The sequence below is a fragment of the Flavobacterium sp. GW821-FHT12A05 genome, assembly GCF_058807735.1.
Map to the genome: position 1 here is coordinate 126848 of NZ_JBXAQY010000005.1, position 17138 is coordinate 143985.

The window sequence follows — 17138 nt, forward strand, 5'->3', positions numbered from 1 at the left end:
ATAACACGTTTATAAATATTAAAAAGCCTTTCAGGAGATTACAATTCTGAAAGGCTTTTTTTATTATTCTATTTAACAAAATTTATTTCAGTTTCTAAAATATTAACCTCATTTTTGTAAGAAATACTATAAAGCTAGCCATATGAGAAAAAAATTACTTATTGTTTTTTTATTTTTTTGTTTTGCAGTAACTGCTCAGACAAAAGTTACATTTAATTATGATAGTGCAGGAAATCAGATAAAAAGAGAGTTGTGCCTGAATTGCGCCAGTAAAAAAGTCGATGATTTGCCTAAAGAAATTGCCGCACTGACAGAAGATGATTTGTTGAAATTTTCAACAGAAGATGTTATTTCTTATTATCCAAATCCTGTAAAAGAAGAACTTTATCTGCAATGGCAGTTAACTAATGATAATTATGTATCGAGAGTTCACATATACTCAGTAACAGGTCAGGTTTTAAATACATATCAGGGAAATGAGAGAATTAATAATTTAAATATTCCTTTTCAAAATTACCCTTCTGGAGTCTATTTGGTTTTGCTTTCGTATAAAGACGGAGGAGAAAAATCTATTAAAATCATCAAACAATAAGCTATAGGTATGAAGAATCTTTACTTTGTATTATCTTTTTTCTTTTTTAATTTTTTTGTTAGCGCACAAACTTCTTCTGAGGTTGGTATTACCGAAGGTCAATTATCTGTTTCTTTATCTGGCGCTGCAACTTATACAATTCCAATTGCAGTTCCTCCCGGAATTAATGGGGTTGTGCCACAAATTAGTTTAGCCTATAATAGTCAGGGAGGAAATGGAATGGCAGGTTTTGGCTGGAATGTCTCAGGAATTTCTGCTATTACTCGTATTCCGGCTACTAAATATCATGATAACGTAATAGATCCGGTTGATTTTAATGCTCTAGATCGTTTTGCTTTAGATGGGCAGCGATTGATAGTGAAAAATGGCGCGGTATACGAAACAGAGAATTTTTCAAATGTTAAAATTACTTCTTATGGTGTTCATCCAAGCGGCTCAAATTATGGACCAGCTTATTTTATCGTAGAATATCCCGATGGATCTAAAGCCAATTATGGAAACTCTACAGACTCTCGTTCTATTACAGATTGGGCAATTACTTATTGGGAGAATCCGCAAGGAGTTAGGATTAATTATACTTACTCTTCATCCAATAATATTTTAGAAATAGCTTCGATAAAGTATGGAGGTACTGCAAGTATAGCATCAATAAATGAAATTAAGTTTAATTATGTTGCAAGAAAGAGAGTAGAACATTCTTTTATAGGAGGAGTAACTACGATTAGAAATAGAATACTGAAAGAGATTAATGTTATTGGCAGCGGAGTAGGCTTTAGAAATTATGTTTTAGAGCCTGAGGAAACCTCTTTAGGTTATCAGAGATTAAAAACCCTAACAGAAAAAAGTGGTGATAATACAAAGAGTTATACTCCCACTAAATTTAATTATGATACTACTATTAGTGATGTTCCATTAAAAGTTGGAGTACCTGCTCCGCTTGGAATTTCTGGAATTAATTATTCAAATACAGATTATATATCCGGGGATTTTAATGATGATGGAAAGACAGATATTATATTGTATTCAAAAATAGCGGGTTTAAAAAATAAATATACTTTATTTTCTAATATAAGATCAGGAACAAATAACTCTGGTGCAGTAGATAATGTTGGAACATTTGAGAGTATTTTCCCTGCTTCATTTTTAAGTTCAAATAGTAAACTTTTACCGCAAGGCTGGACAATCTTAAAGAGAACAGATACAAAATGTATATTATCAGTACATGGAGTTGGATCAACATCTGCTACTTTTAAACATTATGAGAAAGAGTATAACTTTAGTAAAACTGTAACAAAAGCTTCTAACTGGTCCTATTGTGATCCTAAGGATTATACTGGAGTAATAGTGGAAAATATTCCAATGGAGTATATCAGCGGAGATTTTAATGGTGATGGGTTAACAGATGTTATAGCAGTAGAAAAAAGTTTTTATTATGATATGAGGGTCTGTAATTTTGGAAATCATACTACCGAATATCAACGACCTCTTTATCAGGGAGGCAAAGCTTATTTGTTCAATTTAGACAGACGCATTACTTCAAATGAGCCTGAGAGTATAGGAAGCGTGGTAATTAATAACATAGCTAGTTCAAAATTATTCGTCGCTGATTTTGATGGAGATGGTAAATCTGATATTTATGTTTTCGAGCCTAATTATATAAAAGTTTATAAGTTAGATAAAGATAACAAACTGGTTTTATTATATCAAAATACATCTAGTGATGCAGGTATTGTTCTTGACAGACCTATCTTATTTGGAGATTATAATGGTGATGGAAAAATAGATTTTGTAATTCCTAATGGTGTCGGTCAGGACAGCTGGAATTTTTATCTGGCTACTGGTACTAATTTTAATAAAATAAACAGCGGAATTGGCTTAACATATGAGCTGGCAAATTTTGGTACTTATGCAGAATTAGACCCACAAGGAGTTACCAGATATCCTTATTGCTTAAATGAAAAGAACTATATTGCTAATGATTACAATGGTGATGGGAAAACAGATATATTGTTTACACAGAACCTTACAGTAGCTCAAAGCAGTAATTATAAAGCAGAAGGTGAGCCGGTATACTCAAGATTAACACTTTTTGAGAATAAATCAGTTACAAATACTGCTGTAACTTTCTCAATGCTTAATACGGCTATTCAAACTACAGGAATTAGAAGAGATCCAATTCCTGTATTTACTAATCATAACCAAATAAACAGGAATTTAGAGTTTAGTTTAATAAATGATAATGCTATACTTACTTTTAATAGTCCAAAAGACAATCGAATAGATGTCTTGGTAAAAGACATTACAAATGGTAATGAAGTAAAAGAGACAATTACATATAAAAATTTACAGCAAGATCCTTACGAACCTATCTACACACCAACGGCTTTAAACGAAACTTTTCCCAATATTGATATTATAGCCGTTCCTGGTTTTAAGATTGTATCGATGCTCGAAAAACAAAATAAAGATAAAAGTGTTTACAAAAAACAACTTTATTTTTATTCTGGAGCAGTTTCAAATACAGAAGGACTTGGATTTCTAGGATTTCGTTCTACTTCAAAAACAAATTGGCATGGCGATAATGGCTCAGATATAATTTCCACCTTATCAAAAAATGATATAAGTTTAAGAGGAGCCAATGTAGAAAATTATACTGTATTAGGACTGCATACTCCGCTACTGCCAAATCCTAATGCAGTAATTATTTCAAGTACAATTGTAAAAGATAACTACACTGTATCAGGTTCGGAGAATCTGGTGGCTACGCAGAGTATTACTCTAAAACCTGACAGCTGGATAAAATCGGGCAGCACATTCTCAGCTAAAATAAATGAAGATGCTAACACAGGTACATCTGTAAACACGCCTACAGATTTTATAACGAAATCATTGTTTTTTTATGATAGTGAATTATCATCTAATAAAGTTTTTAAGATTAAAAACAGCAAGACCAAACAATTCAATGGTCTGGATAATACAAGTTCAGAAACTTCTATAGAGTATGATGCTGATTATAATCCTTCAAAGTCTACAACGCTTTTAAAGGAATCAGGCGGTACGGTTCAAACTACAGTCTCAACTATTAGTTATAACCCGCCAACTGCATCTCCTTATGTAGCAGGCAGACCTTCGGGGAAAAACCAGAGCATTACGATTTCTGGAGATGTTATGACCTCTGAAGAATTGTATTTTTATCAAAATAATCTGCTGACTCAAGTCAAGAAAAAAGGAACAAATACAGATTTTATTGTTGAAGATAATGTATATGATGCTTTTGGGAATATTACTCAAAAAACAATTACAGCATCAGGACTTCCAGCCAGAGTTACCAGTTATGGATATGACTCTTCGGGACGTTTTTTAACAAGCAGTACAGATATTGAAAGTTTATCTACCACTTATGTTTATAATATAGATGGAACATTAAAATCCGAAACAAATCCTTACGGATTAACTACGTCTTATTTATACGATTCATGGTTCAAAAAAACAACAACAACAGACTATTTAGGAAAAAAGAATAGTTATGTATATACACGTTCCGGAACAAAAACAATTGTTACTTCTACCGCTGAAGACGGCAGTGTTAATGAAGAGACATTCGATGATTTAGGAAGAAAAATAAGAGTAGGAAGCAAAAACATAATGGGCACTTTTGCTTATGTAGATTATCAATATGATATTCAGGACAGAAACAATAAGGTAAGCGAACCTTATTTTGGGTCATCGGGAACGCAGTGGAATGAAACTAAGTATGATGTCTATGGCAGAGTTATTCAGAATACGTCCTTTACTGGAAAAATAACAGATATTACTTATTCAGGACTTACCACAACAGTAAGCGATGGCACAAAATCGAAAACTTCTGTCAAAAATGCAATAGGAAATGTAGTGTCTATGACAGATACACCAGGCGGGAATATTAAGTACACTTATTTTGCTAATGGAAATCTAAAAGAATCAGAGTATGGAGGTGTAAAAACAACGATATCACAAGACGGCTGGGGAAGAAAAACAAAATTGGTAGATGCTTCAGCGGGAACCTATACCTACACTTACAATGCATTTGGAGAGACAACAAGCGAAACTACGCCTAACGGAACGACAACGTATATTTTAGATCCTGCTTCTGGTAAAGTCAAGCAAAAAACAATCAATGGAACACTTACAAATTCCGTAACAACCTATACTTATGATTCTTCAAGCAAGTTATTGTCAGGCAGTAAGTTTGATGATTTAAGTAATGGTTCTAATACAATTTTGAATTCGTTTACCTATGATGATTCAAAAAGAATCAGTACTACAGTAGAAACAACACCATACGCAGTGTTTACAAAAGAATTTAAGTATGACGATTTCGGACGAATAAATACTGAAACTTCAACAGCCTCAGCAGGAGGAAAATCTAGTTCAAAAACCATAAAAAACACGTATAAAAACGGTTCTCATTGGCAGATATTAGACAATACGACTAATGCTGTTTTATGGCAGACCAATATTGTAAATGCAAGAGGTCAGCTTAAAGAGGCACTAAATGGTCCAATAACGATAACGAACTTATACGATACTTACGGTTTAGCGTCTCAGTTTAAATACGATAAAACTTCAGGTTCATCCAATATTTTAACTTTAAACACGGTTTTTGATGCTAAAAGAGGTAATCTGACCAGCAGAACAAACAGCCTTTTTAATAGAAACGAAAGCTTTAAGTATGATGCACAAGACCGCTTAACAGAGTTTACCAATGCACAAGGTGTACAGGAAAAACAATTATATGATGATCAGGGCAGGATTACACAAAACAATTTAGGAACATACAGTTATACTATAACAGGTAAACCTTATCAGAACAGTTCTATTACAGTTTCGCCCGAAGCACTATCTTATTATACAGCAAAGCCGCTGCAAAATATAACTTATAATGCATTTAAAAGTCCTGTACAAATTGAAGAAGCTGGAGTTGATAAAATAAGTTTTGATTACAACGATAATAATAGTCGTACGGCAATGTTTTATGGAGGACTTCAGGACGATAAAGTCCAGAGACCCTTACGTAAATACTATTCTGCTGATGGCAGTATGGAAATTAAGGAGAACAGAACAACTAATACTTTTGAGTTTATTACTTATATAGGCGGAGATGGATACTCTGCGCCTATAGTGCTAAAAAGCAACGGCAATGGTACAACACAGGATTATTTATATCTGCAAAGAGATTATCAGGGGTCAATAGTAGCTATTACCGATGCTAACGGAGCCATACTCGAAAAACGATTGTTTGATGCCTGGGGTGCAATTGTAAGTGTACAGGATGGCGCAGGAAATAACCTTGCAGGATTAACGATTTTAGATCGAGGGTACACGGGGCATGAACATTTGCAAAGTGTAGGGCTCATTAACATGAACGGGCGTATTTACGACCCTAAACTGCATCGTTTTTTACAGCCTGATAATTTTGTGCAAGATCCTTTTAATACTCAGAATTTTAATCGTTATGGGTATTGCTGGAATAATCCATTAGTTTATACTGACCAAAGTGGAGAGTTTGTGTGGTTTGTTCCGCTAATATATGCCGCAATAAATGTTGGTGTAGATTTAATTAAAAATAACGGAAAGATGAATATTAGTCAGATTTCAATGTCCGCAGGTATGGGAGCAATAAGTGGCCTTACTAGCGGTGCAACAACTGTGGGTGGAGCTTTTTTAGGTGCAGGAATTGGACAGCTTAATAAATTTATGCCTAGTATGCCTTTATATGAATCAAGTGGATTTAATTTAGGTATTTCTCCTATGATTGGTTTTGGAACTAGTGGTTTCAATGTAGGAGCGAGTTTAAATGCCGACGCGAAAATTGGCGATGTAGCATTAGGTGCAAGCATTGGTTTTGGGTATAATTCCGGGACTAGTAGTTTAGGAGAATCATCTGGTGGTAGTAAGTTTTATAATTATGGTGGGTATTTAGCTTACAATGATGGTCACGCCAATTATGGTATAGGATATTCGTATAATTCTTTTGGTGGAAAAACGGGACAAGGTGTAGCAGCAATCAGTATATTGGCAGGTGATTTTACATTGAGAGTGGATGAAGATTATTTGGGAGATCATGGAGATCGATACAGGACCGGAGGACTATTAGCTACTTATAAAGTCAATAGCGATTTAACACTTGCTTTTGGAGGTAGTATGATGACTGGAGATGCATTTGGTGAGGATGCTATTGGAGGAAATCCTTACGCATTAGATGGACGTGGTATGCATAAAAATGAAATTATGCCACAATTACGAGCTGGGACAATGTATGGTGGAGTTATTTATAAGGGGCAGGCTAGTTTTTATGGGCATAACAGTGAAAAAAGACTTCACAGCATACAAAATTGGATTCATAGACAAAAAGGGTTTATTACACCGTATTTTCCAGATAGAGGTTTATCATCTAAAGCATACAATTATTCAGGAAGCTTTAATTCTAATTACTTATTCTATTAGCATGAAAAATTTTATACTAATATCAAGTTTATTTTTGTTTTGTTGTTGTAATGTAAAATATTACATTACAACTGAGGGAGGGTATCGTTTATATGATTCTACAAAATTTAAATATAATAAATTGGAGTATAAAAAAATGAGTAAATCTGCTATTGATACAAATTGTATATACATAATGGATTCTACTTACAATAAATGGGATGACATAAAAATTAAAAAAGAAAATTACAGGTTTGTAAGATTTTTTTCAAAAGGGCAAGTTTTGTTTATATATAACAATGGAATGCCCAATTTAGAGATGATTAATAATAAGAACATAGGTATTCCAGGTTATTATTATATTGAAGGAAAAAAAATAAAAATCAATATGTTTAAAAATATAAATGGGGGTATTCTTATTGATTATTTTGGAGAGGTTAATTCAGATGGTAATATTATTTTTTATGAACAACCAACAGGAAGATTTTCTTTGGAGGAAACAAAAGATTATAATGGAAAGTCATTCTGGTCTAAGGTAAAAGTTGAAAAGATGGAACATTATAAGCCGGATTGGTAATAATATAAATATTAAAAAGCCTTTCAGAATTATAATTTTCCGAAAGGCTTTTTTGTTGTTTTTAAATAATTGGTTTTACAATTACTGCTAAAGGAATCTCAGAACATTTTCCATCCTTTAGAAGGTTCCATTGCACTAGATGAATGTTAACTCATTGTCTAGATAAAAGTTATAAAATTAAAGAATAGTCAAACCGGTATTTTTATAAACTTTCAGGATTTCATCGTCTGGAGAAACATTAGTAACCAATACATCAATATCTTTTATTGGGCAGACAAAATAAGACTCAGCAGTTTCAACTTTTTCGATAGAACTTAAGGCAATGACAAAATTGGAGTTCTGAATCATATTCTTTTTCAGCATAGAATCGTCGTATAAAATTCCCGTAATACCACGTTCGTGATGAATACTGCAGATTCCTAAAATGAAGACGTCTGCTCTAAAATTTCTAAAGAAATCAATCGTTTCAATACTCGAAGTTGCAAATGAAGTTTTGCACATTTTTCCGCCGGCAAAAATTAAATCAATATTAGGCAAATCTTCGATTAATAACGCCACCGGAAAACTGTTTGTAATAACGGTTATTTTTAAATCATAAGGGAAACTTGCTACTAAAGCCAGCGAAGTTGTTCCTCCGTCAATAAACACAACCTGACCGTCTTTTAAATAGGATATTGCTTTTTGGGCAATAATTTTTTTGCTTTCTATATCGTGTTTTTCTCTTTTTCTGTAATGCAGTGGAATTGGAGAAGGGGCAACCGCACCGCCGCGAACTGCTTTTAAAAGTCCCTGATCTGAAAGTTCTTTCAGATCCCTGCGGATAGTATCTTCAGAAACACTTAAATATTCACTCAATTCTATTGACGTAACACGGTGTTCCTTAGATAAATAATCTAAAATAGTTTTTTGACGTTCTTCCTTTTTCATTTTTACTTGCGGTTTTATATTGCAAAAATAAGTTAAAAATTGCAATATTATGCAATTTTTGCATAATTTTACCGCAAAATAAATGTAGCCATGAAAAAGAAAACCATTGCAGTTGATATGGATGGGGTGCTAGCCGATATAGAAACCCAATTGATTGAACAATTTAATAAAGAATACGGAATGAACCTTTCGAAAGAGGGAATTCAGGGATTAAGCGAAGAAGAAGCTTTTAAAGGAAGAGAGCTTTTGCACGGAATTTTAAATAAAGGCAACTTTTTTAGAAGTCTTCCTGTTATGCCGGATGCAGTTGAAAGTCTGCGGGAGCTTCAAAAGAATTTTGAAATTTTTATCGTTTCAGCCGCTACGGAATTTCCAATTTCGCTTGCCGAAAAAGTGGCTTGGCTTGGCGAACATTTTCCTTTTATTAAATGGGAAAACATTGTTTTATGCGGCAGCAAAAGAATTATCAACACCGATTATTTAATCGATGATCATTGTAAAAACCTGGATTACTGTATGGGGAAACCTATTATGTTTACAGCATTTCATAATATAAACCAGACCCACCATGTAAGGGTAAACAACTGGAAAGAGGCAGTTGCCATTTTAAACGAAACATTATAAGCTGTAGAGGTTATAATATTACTTGTTTTTTGAAGAAAAAAGCCTTTCGAGAATATCTTGAAAGGCTTTTGTATTATTGTTACTTAGGCATAGAAATCCTGGCTTTAAAACCTTTATCAGGTTCCGTGTCAAATACAATATTTCCTTTAATTGCCTGAATACGGCTTTCCATGTTTTGAAGACCGTTTTTTACCATTTCTGTTTTTTCGCAGCCTTTACCGTTATCCGTATAATTTATTAAGATTGATTTAGGATCACTGTCAAATTTTATTACCACAAGATTGGCCTGACTGTGTTTTTTCATATTCACCATTAATTCTTGTAAAATTCGGCTTATGGCGATCTTTTTTACTTCATCAACCGTTTCCCAGTGTATGTTTTCTAAATTGGTAACCATGATATTTCTTTCTCTGGTATTGTAAGTCGAAAGCATGTCTTTTATGCTTTTGGTAAAAGCTGCACCGGTTTCAATTTTATTATTTTCTTTAGAAATCCCTCTCACACGACTGTAAATGTCATCTAACTTTTGGAGTAAATTCTCTTTAGTACTTTCTTTAGATAAAGGTTGAGACTCAGCAAAAGCAATGACATTAAATACATCATTTGCTAATTCATCATGGATTTTTTTAGCAATACGGGTTTCAGTATTATAGGAAGTTTTAAATTCTATGGCCTTATTTTTATTCTTATAATAGCGTATTAAAATTGCTATTAATATCACTAGAAAAATAAAAAGAATAACAAATACAATTCGCGTATAGGTAGCCTTTTGAAGTGCTAAGAGATTTTCTGCTTTTTCTAAACGAAGTTTTGCGTTCTCATCTTTTTCTTTTTTAGCATCATATTTAATCTTAGCAAACTTGTTTTTAAAATTATTTCTGACTTTAATAATACTGTCGTTTAAAGTAAAATACCTTTGCACATATTTACTGTCTTGGGCGCTGTGATTGTTAGAAATTAGAATTTGAAGTGCCTCTAATCTTTCATCGACACTATTTAGTTTGGTAGCAATATTGTAAGCTACCAGAGCATTTTCGTCTGATTTTTGAACGTCTTTTTTTGAATAATAATCAGCAAGATGAAGATAACTTTCAATACTTCCATAAGTATCTTTAATTTCTTGTCTTCGTTGGAGTGCCTCATTCATTAAATGGAATCCTTTTTCGTCCATTCCATTTTTAAAATAAGCATAACCTAAGTTATCTCGAAATGAAGATTTGTGCATTTCTGAAGTTTTCCCATTTAATGTTTTATTGTTTAAAAGGGATTCTAAAATAATGATTGCCGCATTATATTTTTTTTGCTGAATATAAACTGCCGCAATATTGTTTAAAGGGCTTTGCTTCTCGATAGGATCTGCTAAGTCATTAGCAGCTTTTTTATAGTAATAAATAGCATCATCATAAAGGGCGAGTTCTTTATCAGCTATGCCTAATCGATTATTTATAGCAGCAATATAAATGATATTGTTTTTAACGTAAGGTAATGCTTCGGTCATGGTCTCCTTACTGCCATAGTAATCTCCATTGACTTGCTGAATACATGCTATTTGAATAAGTATATACCCAATATTAGCAGTGTCTTTTAAAGTTTCATAAAGTTGTTTAGATTTATTAAACTGGTAAAATGAGGAGTTGAAATTTTGTTTTTCGTAATTTTCAATTGCTTTAGTTCGCAAACTAAGTGCCTCTTCTCGTGTAGAATCACTATTAATATTAACGGTCTTTTTTTCCTGACAAGAAAAAAGAAAAAGAAGTATAATAAAATAAAAAAACGGGGACCGTAACATATAAATTTACTTTCCCCGAAAATAGTAATTAATTAGATACTAAAAATATATATTTATTATCGTTTTGGCGGCGGTGTACCTGTTCCACTATCACCAGGACCATCAGGTTTGTCAGAACCAGCGTGACCATCTATTTTTTCTATTTTCTGTTTTGGTTGAGTTTCGTACTCGTCTGGAGTACAAGAAAATAGTGTGAACAATAATGTGAATGCTATAAATAAGGTTATCTTTTTCATTTTGATTTAGTTTAAAAAATTAGACATGAGTATTGCTGTCCGGATTTGAACCAGAATTTTTCAATCGCAATACCAAATTGATTTTTGGGGAAGTAATCGTGTAGAATCCGCAAGACGTTATTTATACTTCCCGATTAAACTCGGTCTTACGAATTTTTACACTATTTATTTAAACTAGTTTTATGCTTTTGTTTTATGCTGCAGATAAAACGTCAACTAATTCTTTAGCAAAGGAAAGGCGCTTTGAGCCCTTTGTAGGAAAGGGATTCCCAGAATTCCCGCGTTTTCCCGGGATTCCCAAAAATTCCTTCAAACAAAATACAATGCATGGTAAATTTAGGTTAGCTGTAACGTGTTATTTGGATATAAAACCAATCTGAGCTTTATTATAATAGAGGCAAAAAATCGTAAAAAGGTTGTCTCAGATTATAAAAAAAGAGGAGAAATACAGAATTGTAAAAGCATAAAAATGGAGAGCGCCTAGAAGACCAAGGACGTTATGGAAGATGAGAAAATCATATAAATTGAGAATTTAGTCGGAAATGAAAATGAAGAGTCTAAAGAGCATCCCAAAAGGGGAAATCTTTTTTTAGTTTGAGTCTATATTTTCTAAAAGAATGGCTTAGAAAATATATCCGGAATAATAATTATGGATGCAGCAGGAAAGGTAGCTGTAGTTTTTTCTGCGTTTTTATATTTTTTGCAGAAAAGAATTTAGATAGAATATTTTCTAAATGAAGCTGGAAAGCATTTTGAAAAATAAAATGCGATAAGAGGTAAAAAAAATAATTTTTTAGAAGGTAAATAAGGCGTTGAAATAGTTTGTTTTTTGGCATATAATATCTGTTATTTATACTTTAAAGATAAGAAAAAATAACTTATAAACCTAGTAAAAATCAGGAAAATAACGATTTTTTTTTGCTTTTATAACGATTTTTTTTCGGGAATTGTCCTCTTTAACAATTAGTATTTTCTACACCATAAAACTTGCATTTTCTTGCATAGGAATTGAAATAAAATTATCTATATTTATAAAACATTATTATAGATTTTGATTTCTAAAATCAGTTTAAAAAACATCTTTTATGAAAAAGCTTCTACTACTTTTGATCGTTTTATGCACCTTTGGTTGTAAAAAATATGTTGCATCGTTTGAACAGCCGACAGATATGAAACTTGATAACTTAAAACTAGAGGTACTTCTGGATAAAAAGAAAGTTCAGGACATTAACTTAAAAGCAACAAATGCAATGCCGAGTTATGAAACAATAAAACTTCCCGTATCAGATGACGGAAAACACTTGTTTCAGGTTAAAGTAAAGGATACGATCTTTAGTTATGATATAAAATATCCGGAAGAAAAATATATTCTAGTAACGGCTCATTTAAAAGCCAACGGAAAGATTCATATTGGAATCTTAAAACAGCAATACAATTTTAGATTGCGATAGTTGCATTTATTTCAAATAAAAAAGCCTTTCGCTAAATTACGAAAGGCTTTTTTGTATTTCTAAGAATCTGTTTTAAGATAAAAAATCCTTAAACCACAATCCTGAATTTTTAATGGTTCGTTTTTGTGTTTCAAAATCTACGTGGATTAACCCAAAGCGGGCGTTGTAACCTTCGGCCCATTCAAAGTTATCGGTTAAACTCCAGACAAAATAGCCTTCAACATTTAAGCCGTCATTTTTGGCCTTTAAAATCTGTTCTAAATGATCCTGAATATAATGTGTTCGCTTTATATCAAATACTTTTCCGTTTGTAATAGTGTCTGGAAAAGCAGCTCCATTTTCGGTAATTATAATTTTTCGGATTCCTTTGTATTCGTTGAATTTTTTTAGAACGTGATAAAGTGCCGGAGGATAAACTTCCCAGCCCATTTCGGTAGAAATTACATTTCTTTTTTCGGCACTAATTAATTCGGCACCAATATAGGGGGTTAGAATAGAGGATTTTACCACTTCGCGCGTGTAACATTGCAGGCCTATAAAGTCAAAATCGAAAGCGAGATTGTTTAAATCATCTTCCAGAATATAATTATTCAGTTTTTTAAGTACAGGAAGATCTTTCTGCGGATATCCTAATCCTAAAATGGGTTCGATAAAAGTTCTGTTCAATAAAGTATCGACACGTTTTGCAGCTTCAATATCTTTGGCGCTTTCTGTTGCGGGTTCGATATGTGTACAGGAAAAAGTAGTTCCGATATTTGCTTCTGGAATTCTGTTTCGTAATATCTTGGCTCCGGCAGCAGTTGCCAAAGTTACATGATGCATGGCTTTGAGGTAATTGGTAATACCTTTTTTACCGGGTGCATGAATACCAAGGAAATAACCAGCTCCGGTAAATACAGATGGTTCATTGATAACCATCCAGTTTTTTACACGATCACCAAAATACTGCGCGCACACTTCAACATATTCTGAAAACCAGGAAACCGACTCGCGGTTTGTCCAGCCTCCTTTTACTTCGAGAGCGTGCGGTAAATCCCAGTGATAGAGCGTAATCCAGGGTTCGATTCCGGATGCAAGTAATGAATCGATGATTTTATTATAGTAATCAATTCCGGCTTGGTTTACAGGATGAATTCCTGTTGGCATAATTCGGGGCCAGCTGATAGAAAATCTGAAGTTAGGAATATTAAGTTCCCGCATCAAATCGATATCATTTTGGTACGAATTATAAAAATCACAAGCGGTTAGAGCATGATGTCCGTTTTTTATTTTCCCTTTTTGAGAAGTAAAAACATCCCAAATAGAAGAACCTTTTCCGTCTGAATCATGTGCTCCTTCAATTTGGAAAGCGGCGGTAGAAACACCCCACAAGAAATCTTCACCAAATTGGTTTTTGTTCAAAAATGAGTTTTCAACTTTATTCATTCAATAGTACTTTCCTTTATCTTTAAATGCTTTATTAATGTAGGAAAGAAGATTGCATAGCTCTTAAAAAAAGCCATTCTTTGAATGATACCAGGAATTTTAGGTTAAAGAATTTCATAACGATTAGTTTTATATCAAATTAATAAAACTAATGTGAATTTATTGTAAAGTGATTATTATCAAATAATTAAATAAAAAAATGGGAAGATAAATCAATCTTCCCATCCGCATAGTGTTAAACCATAGCCTTGAGCTTTTTTAAGCGATATTTTTACCGTTTCGCTCCTGCAGCTCGATAAACCGCGGCAGGTTTCTTTTAAATGATATTTTTTTGCACCTGTAGAACCGCAGATATATACACTGCTTTCTGATGGTCGAAATGAGGTTAAAAAAACAAAAAGCAAGAGTAAAGTATATTTCATTTTATTTGACAATTAAATTGTATTCGTTTCCTTTTTTGTCAGTCGCTTTTAATTTTCCGTATGAAATCCACTCGGTGTTAATTTCAATTTCTGCAACTGTATCGGTGGTTAAAATTCCAGCGCCGTATTTTCCCTGAACGTTAATATTACCGCAAACCGAATCGCCTAAAGCATTTATTCCTTTTACATCATAATTGTATTCGTAATTTCCCGGATTTCCGGTTCTGTACTCGTATTGATAAGTTCTGTTTATATGATACGTCTTCGCTTCTTCGGGCGTAATGGTTTTACGGTCATCTGCAGTAATTACAGATTTGTAAAATGAATTTATTTGCACCGGAGGCGGAGCAGAAGCTTTTTCGCAAGAATAAAACGTAAATAATAAAAGTAAGATGAGGTAGTTTTTCGGCATAGGCTTTTGTGGTATTTGGTTAGATTTGAATTCTTAATTTTTGTTGATAAATCTAATTAGAATTAGCGCCTTTAAAATGAGTAGTTATACGGGAATTTATTCCGTTTCGTAAAGAGCAACGGTTTCTAACAATTCTTTTTCATATTGATAGATATCATCAATAGATGAAATTGCGATTTTAGCTTCGTTTTTGTTGTCATTAAAAAGGCTTATGTATTTTTTACTTCCATTTAAATGAAGTCGAGAGAGTGGTTTTCTATTATTGTCATCTAATAGAATTCCGAAATAAGATTGTGTATCGCGATGAACAATTCTGCTTGTTGGCAGTTTTCGGCGTAAAATAGCAACCACAATGCGGTAAGCCTCAAGTTCTTCTTCGGTTGTATTAACTTTATTATCGTCTTCAACCGTTATGATTTCTTCGTCCTGCTGTTTAATCGTTTCTTTGGTTAAAGCAGCATTTAATCGATCGTTAATTTTATCATTGATAAACTGGCTGACTGATTTTTGAACTAAATCTTTAAATTCATCCACTACTTTTTCTGTTAATCTTCCGGTATATATTTTACTAGCAAATAATTTTGTAAAATCGTTAGAAGGACTTTCTAATTCAGCATTTATAAGCTTCTTAATTTCTTTAATGTATTTTAATGAACTAGCGTTGCTGACAATATTATTTACATCGAAATTTGCTTTATGAAACTTTGCGATTTCGTTTATTGTATTTTCTTTTAGATTGCAGATATCAAATTCTAGAAATGGTTTTTCATCCATTTTATTTTGATCATCTAAATCAGTAAAAAACTGATAATTAACTCCGTTGGTTAAAAGTGCAAAGCGGGTTTTTGTAACGTGGAAATAGCGAAACAACTGCGAATTATGTACTGTTAGCTTTTCTTTCCAGCTTTTACATTCAACGATAATAATTGGTTCTCCATCTTGAAAAATAGCATAATCTACTTTTTCTCCTTTTTTCAATCCAAGGTCGGCCGTAAATTCAGGAACCACTTCAAGCGGATTAAAAGCGTCATATCCCAAAATATGTATAAAAGGAAGTACAAAAGCATGTTTTGTAGATTCTTCTGTTTCAATTTTACTTTTCAGCTGATTTATTTTATCGGCTAATGATTTTAGTTGAATATTCATTTCCATTGGTTTGTAGTTTAAATTATTAATCCAAAAGTAAAACCAATAAAAATCAGTATATTATGGAAATCCGTAATGAAGCAAAATTTTAAAAAGAAGTTTTTTAAGGAAGGATTTAAACGGCAAAAAGAGGACAATGAAGTTCCTCTTTGAAAATACAGATATTCTGTTTTTATTCTTTTTCTAAAATAAAATCTTTGATGATTTTGTCCATGTTTGAAGGCAGGTCGGCATTTTTAATTTCAAAATGCTTAATATTCATTTCAGAAAGCCATTTACTCCAATATGCTTTTATAACTTTTTCTTCAAACGGATTGTTTTTGCTGGGATTTATTCCTAAAACTAAAACTTCAAGATTGGATAAATCAGTATCAATATTTATGAAACCAAAATTTTCTGTATCGAATTTTTTCTGCCAATTGTTGGTATTTAAACCATTTTGTTTAATTAGCTGAGGTGTTAAATAACTTGATAAATTTCCATTTTTTATTTGTGTTCCGTCATAAAATATATATCCATCAGTTAAAATAACCAGAATATTTCTGTACCCCTTATCAATACATTGATCTTGTACTTTGCTGTCAAAAAAGTTCCAAATATCAGAGCCAATATATTTGTCGTCTTTAATTGCCGATTCATAAATCGATGCTGTTTTTGAAGAATAAGTATCGTTTATAGAATTTAGTAATTTTTTAGAAGCGTTGTCTTTATCAACCTCAATTCTCAGATCTTTTGAGATAGAATTAATTTTTGAGTTTTCTGGTTCTGGATTAAAGAATAATTGCATTTTGTCATCTATCTGCCTCATTCTTTTTAATTTTAAATGCTGCGTAAAAGCTTCTGATACAGATTTAATATATCCTAAATCTCTTTGATAGATTTCCATTGTGGAATTTGGATTTTTTTTGAGACTTATTCGATCAGATAAATCAATTAGAATACTGATATTATAGTTTTCTGAAACGGAACTTTTTACTGTTGTTTCTTTTTCTTCATTTTTAGGATCTTCTTTGCAAGAAAAAAATAAAATCAATAATAAAGACATCCCTGCTTTTAGTATAGTTCTTTTCAT

Annotated in this window: 13 protein-coding genes; 5 read left to right on the forward strand and 8 right to left on the reverse strand. The window is 32.5% G+C overall.

The window, feature by feature from the left end; genetic code table 11:
* The first annotated feature begins 142 nt into the window (after nt 1-142).
* Genes AC1RRQ_RS12960 through AC1RRQ_RS12970 form a run of 3 tightly spaced genes read left to right on the forward strand, consistent with a single transcriptional unit; the run spans nt 143 to nt 7634 of the window.
* Nucleotides 143-592 carry a T9SS type A sorting domain-containing protein gene (locus tag AC1RRQ_RS12960; protein WP_493023453.1) on the forward strand — a complete coding sequence of 150 codons (450 nt, stop codon included), beginning with the start codon at nt 143-145 and terminating at the stop codon, nt 590-592.
* Nucleotides 593-601: 9 nt separating this feature from the next.
* A complete protein-coding gene (locus AC1RRQ_RS12965) occupies nt 602-7078 on the forward strand; it encodes an RHS repeat-associated core domain-containing protein (protein ID WP_493023454.1) in 6477 nt (2158 codons plus the stop codon).
* A 1-nt stretch (nt 7079) separates the two neighbouring features.
* Nucleotides 7080-7634: a hypothetical protein gene (locus tag AC1RRQ_RS12970; RefSeq protein WP_493023455.1), complete on the forward strand. Its 555-nt coding sequence runs from the start codon at nt 7080-7082 to the stop codon at nt 7632-7634.
* A 177-nt stretch (nt 7635-7811) separates the two neighbouring features.
* On the opposite strand, the gene AC1RRQ_RS12975 is transcribed toward AC1RRQ_RS12970, so the two are convergent.
* Nucleotides 7812-8561 carry a DeoR/GlpR family DNA-binding transcription regulator gene (locus AC1RRQ_RS12975; protein ID WP_493023456.1) on the reverse strand — a complete coding sequence of 250 codons (750 nt, stop codon included), beginning with the start codon at nt 8559-8561 and terminating at the stop codon, nt 7812-7814.
* 90 nt (nt 8562-8651) lie between these two features.
* Here AC1RRQ_RS12975 and AC1RRQ_RS12980 point away from each other — a divergent pair, with 90 nt between their 5' ends.
* On the forward strand, nt 8652-9185 hold the full coding sequence (locus tag AC1RRQ_RS12980) for a 5' nucleotidase, NT5C type (RefSeq protein ID WP_493023457.1): 534 nt from the start codon (nt 8652-8654) through the stop codon (nt 9183-9185).
* Between the two features lie 79 nt (nt 9186-9264).
* Here AC1RRQ_RS12980 and AC1RRQ_RS12985 read toward each other — a convergent pair whose 3' ends face one another.
* Complete coding sequence (locus AC1RRQ_RS12985) at nt 9265-10863, reverse strand: tetratricopeptide repeat-containing sensor histidine kinase (protein ID WP_493023458.1); 1599 nt, start codon at nt 10861-10863, stop codon at nt 9265-9267.
* A 167-nt stretch (nt 10864-11030) separates the two neighbouring features.
* On the reverse strand, nt 11031-11210 hold the full coding sequence (locus AC1RRQ_RS12990; protein ID WP_493023459.1) for a hypothetical protein: 180 nt from the start codon (nt 11208-11210) through the stop codon (nt 11031-11033).
* A 1085-nt stretch (nt 11211-12295) separates the two neighbouring features.
* On the opposite strand from AC1RRQ_RS12990, the gene AC1RRQ_RS12995 reads away from it, so the two are divergent.
* Entirely contained in the window at nt 12296-12661 is a 366-nt protein-coding gene (locus tag AC1RRQ_RS12995) for a hypothetical protein (RefSeq protein WP_493023460.1), read from the forward strand.
* A gap of 72 nt (nt 12662-12733) precedes the next feature.
* Here AC1RRQ_RS12995 and AC1RRQ_RS13000 read toward each other — a convergent pair whose 3' ends face one another.
* From AC1RRQ_RS13000 to AC1RRQ_RS13020, 5 genes are all read right to left on the reverse strand, one after another.
* A complete protein-coding gene (locus AC1RRQ_RS13000; RefSeq protein ID WP_493023461.1) occupies nt 12734-14086 on the reverse strand; it encodes a GH1 family beta-glucosidase in 1353 nt (450 codons plus the stop codon).
* A 212-nt stretch (nt 14087-14298) separates the two neighbouring features.
* Entirely contained in the window at nt 14299-14508 is a 210-nt protein-coding gene (locus tag AC1RRQ_RS13005; protein WP_493023462.1) for a hypothetical protein, read from the reverse strand.
* 1 nt (nt 14509) lies between these two features.
* The gene (locus tag AC1RRQ_RS13010; protein ID WP_493023463.1) at nt 14510-14920 is read right to left on the reverse strand and encodes a hypothetical protein; all 411 of its coding nucleotides are present in this window, start codon (nt 14918-14920) and stop codon (nt 14510-14512) included.
* A gap of 96 nt (nt 14921-15016) precedes the next feature.
* Entirely contained in the window at nt 15017-16072 is a 1056-nt protein-coding gene (locus tag AC1RRQ_RS13015) for a type I restriction endonuclease (protein WP_493023464.1), read from the reverse strand.
* 166 nt (nt 16073-16238) lie between these two features.
* Nucleotides 16239-17138, reverse strand: a complete 900-nt coding sequence (locus tag AC1RRQ_RS13020) for a hypothetical protein (RefSeq protein WP_493023465.1) — start codon at nt 17136-17138, stop codon at nt 16239-16241.

Bases quoted from the DNA above. Each gene is read 5' to 3' on its own strand.
- AC1RRQ_RS12960 (WP_493023453.1), top strand. From the start codon at position 143: ATGAGAAAAAAATTACTTATTGTTTTTTTATTTTTTTGTTTTGCAGTA.
- AC1RRQ_RS12965 (WP_493023454.1), top strand. From the start codon at position 602: ATGAAGAATCTTTACTTTGTATTATCTTTTTTCTTTTTTAATTTTTTT.
- AC1RRQ_RS12970 (WP_493023455.1), top strand. From the start codon at position 7,080: ATGAAAAATTTTATACTAATATCAAGTTTATTTTTGTTTTGTTGTTGT.
- AC1RRQ_RS12975 (WP_493023456.1), bottom strand. From the start codon at position 8,561: ATGAAAAAGGAAGAACGTCAAAAAACTATTTTAGATTATTTATCTAAG.
- AC1RRQ_RS12980 (WP_493023457.1), top strand. From the start codon at position 8,652: ATGAAAAAGAAAACCATTGCAGTTGATATGGATGGGGTGCTAGCCGAT.
- AC1RRQ_RS12990 (WP_493023459.1), bottom strand. From the start codon at position 11,210: ATGAAAAAGATAACCTTATTTATAGCATTCACATTATTGTTCACACTA.
- AC1RRQ_RS12995 (WP_493023460.1), top strand. From the start codon at position 12,296: ATGAAAAAGCTTCTACTACTTTTGATCGTTTTATGCACCTTTGGTTGT.
- AC1RRQ_RS13000 (WP_493023461.1), bottom strand. From the start codon at position 14,086: ATGAATAAAGTTGAAAACTCATTTTTGAACAAAAACCAATTTGGTGAA.
- AC1RRQ_RS13005 (WP_493023462.1), bottom strand. From the start codon at position 14,508: ATGAAATATACTTTACTCTTGCTTTTTGTTTTTTTAACCTCATTTCGA.
- AC1RRQ_RS13010 (WP_493023463.1), bottom strand. From the start codon at position 14,920: ATGCCGAAAAACTACCTCATCTTACTTTTATTATTTACGTTTTATTCT.
- AC1RRQ_RS13015 (WP_493023464.1), bottom strand. From the start codon at position 16,072: ATGGAAATGAATATTCAACTAAAATCATTAGCCGATAAAATAAATCAG.
- AC1RRQ_RS13020 (WP_493023465.1), bottom strand. From the start codon at position 17,138: ATGAAAAGAACTATACTAAAAGCAGGGATGTCTTTATTATTGATTTTA.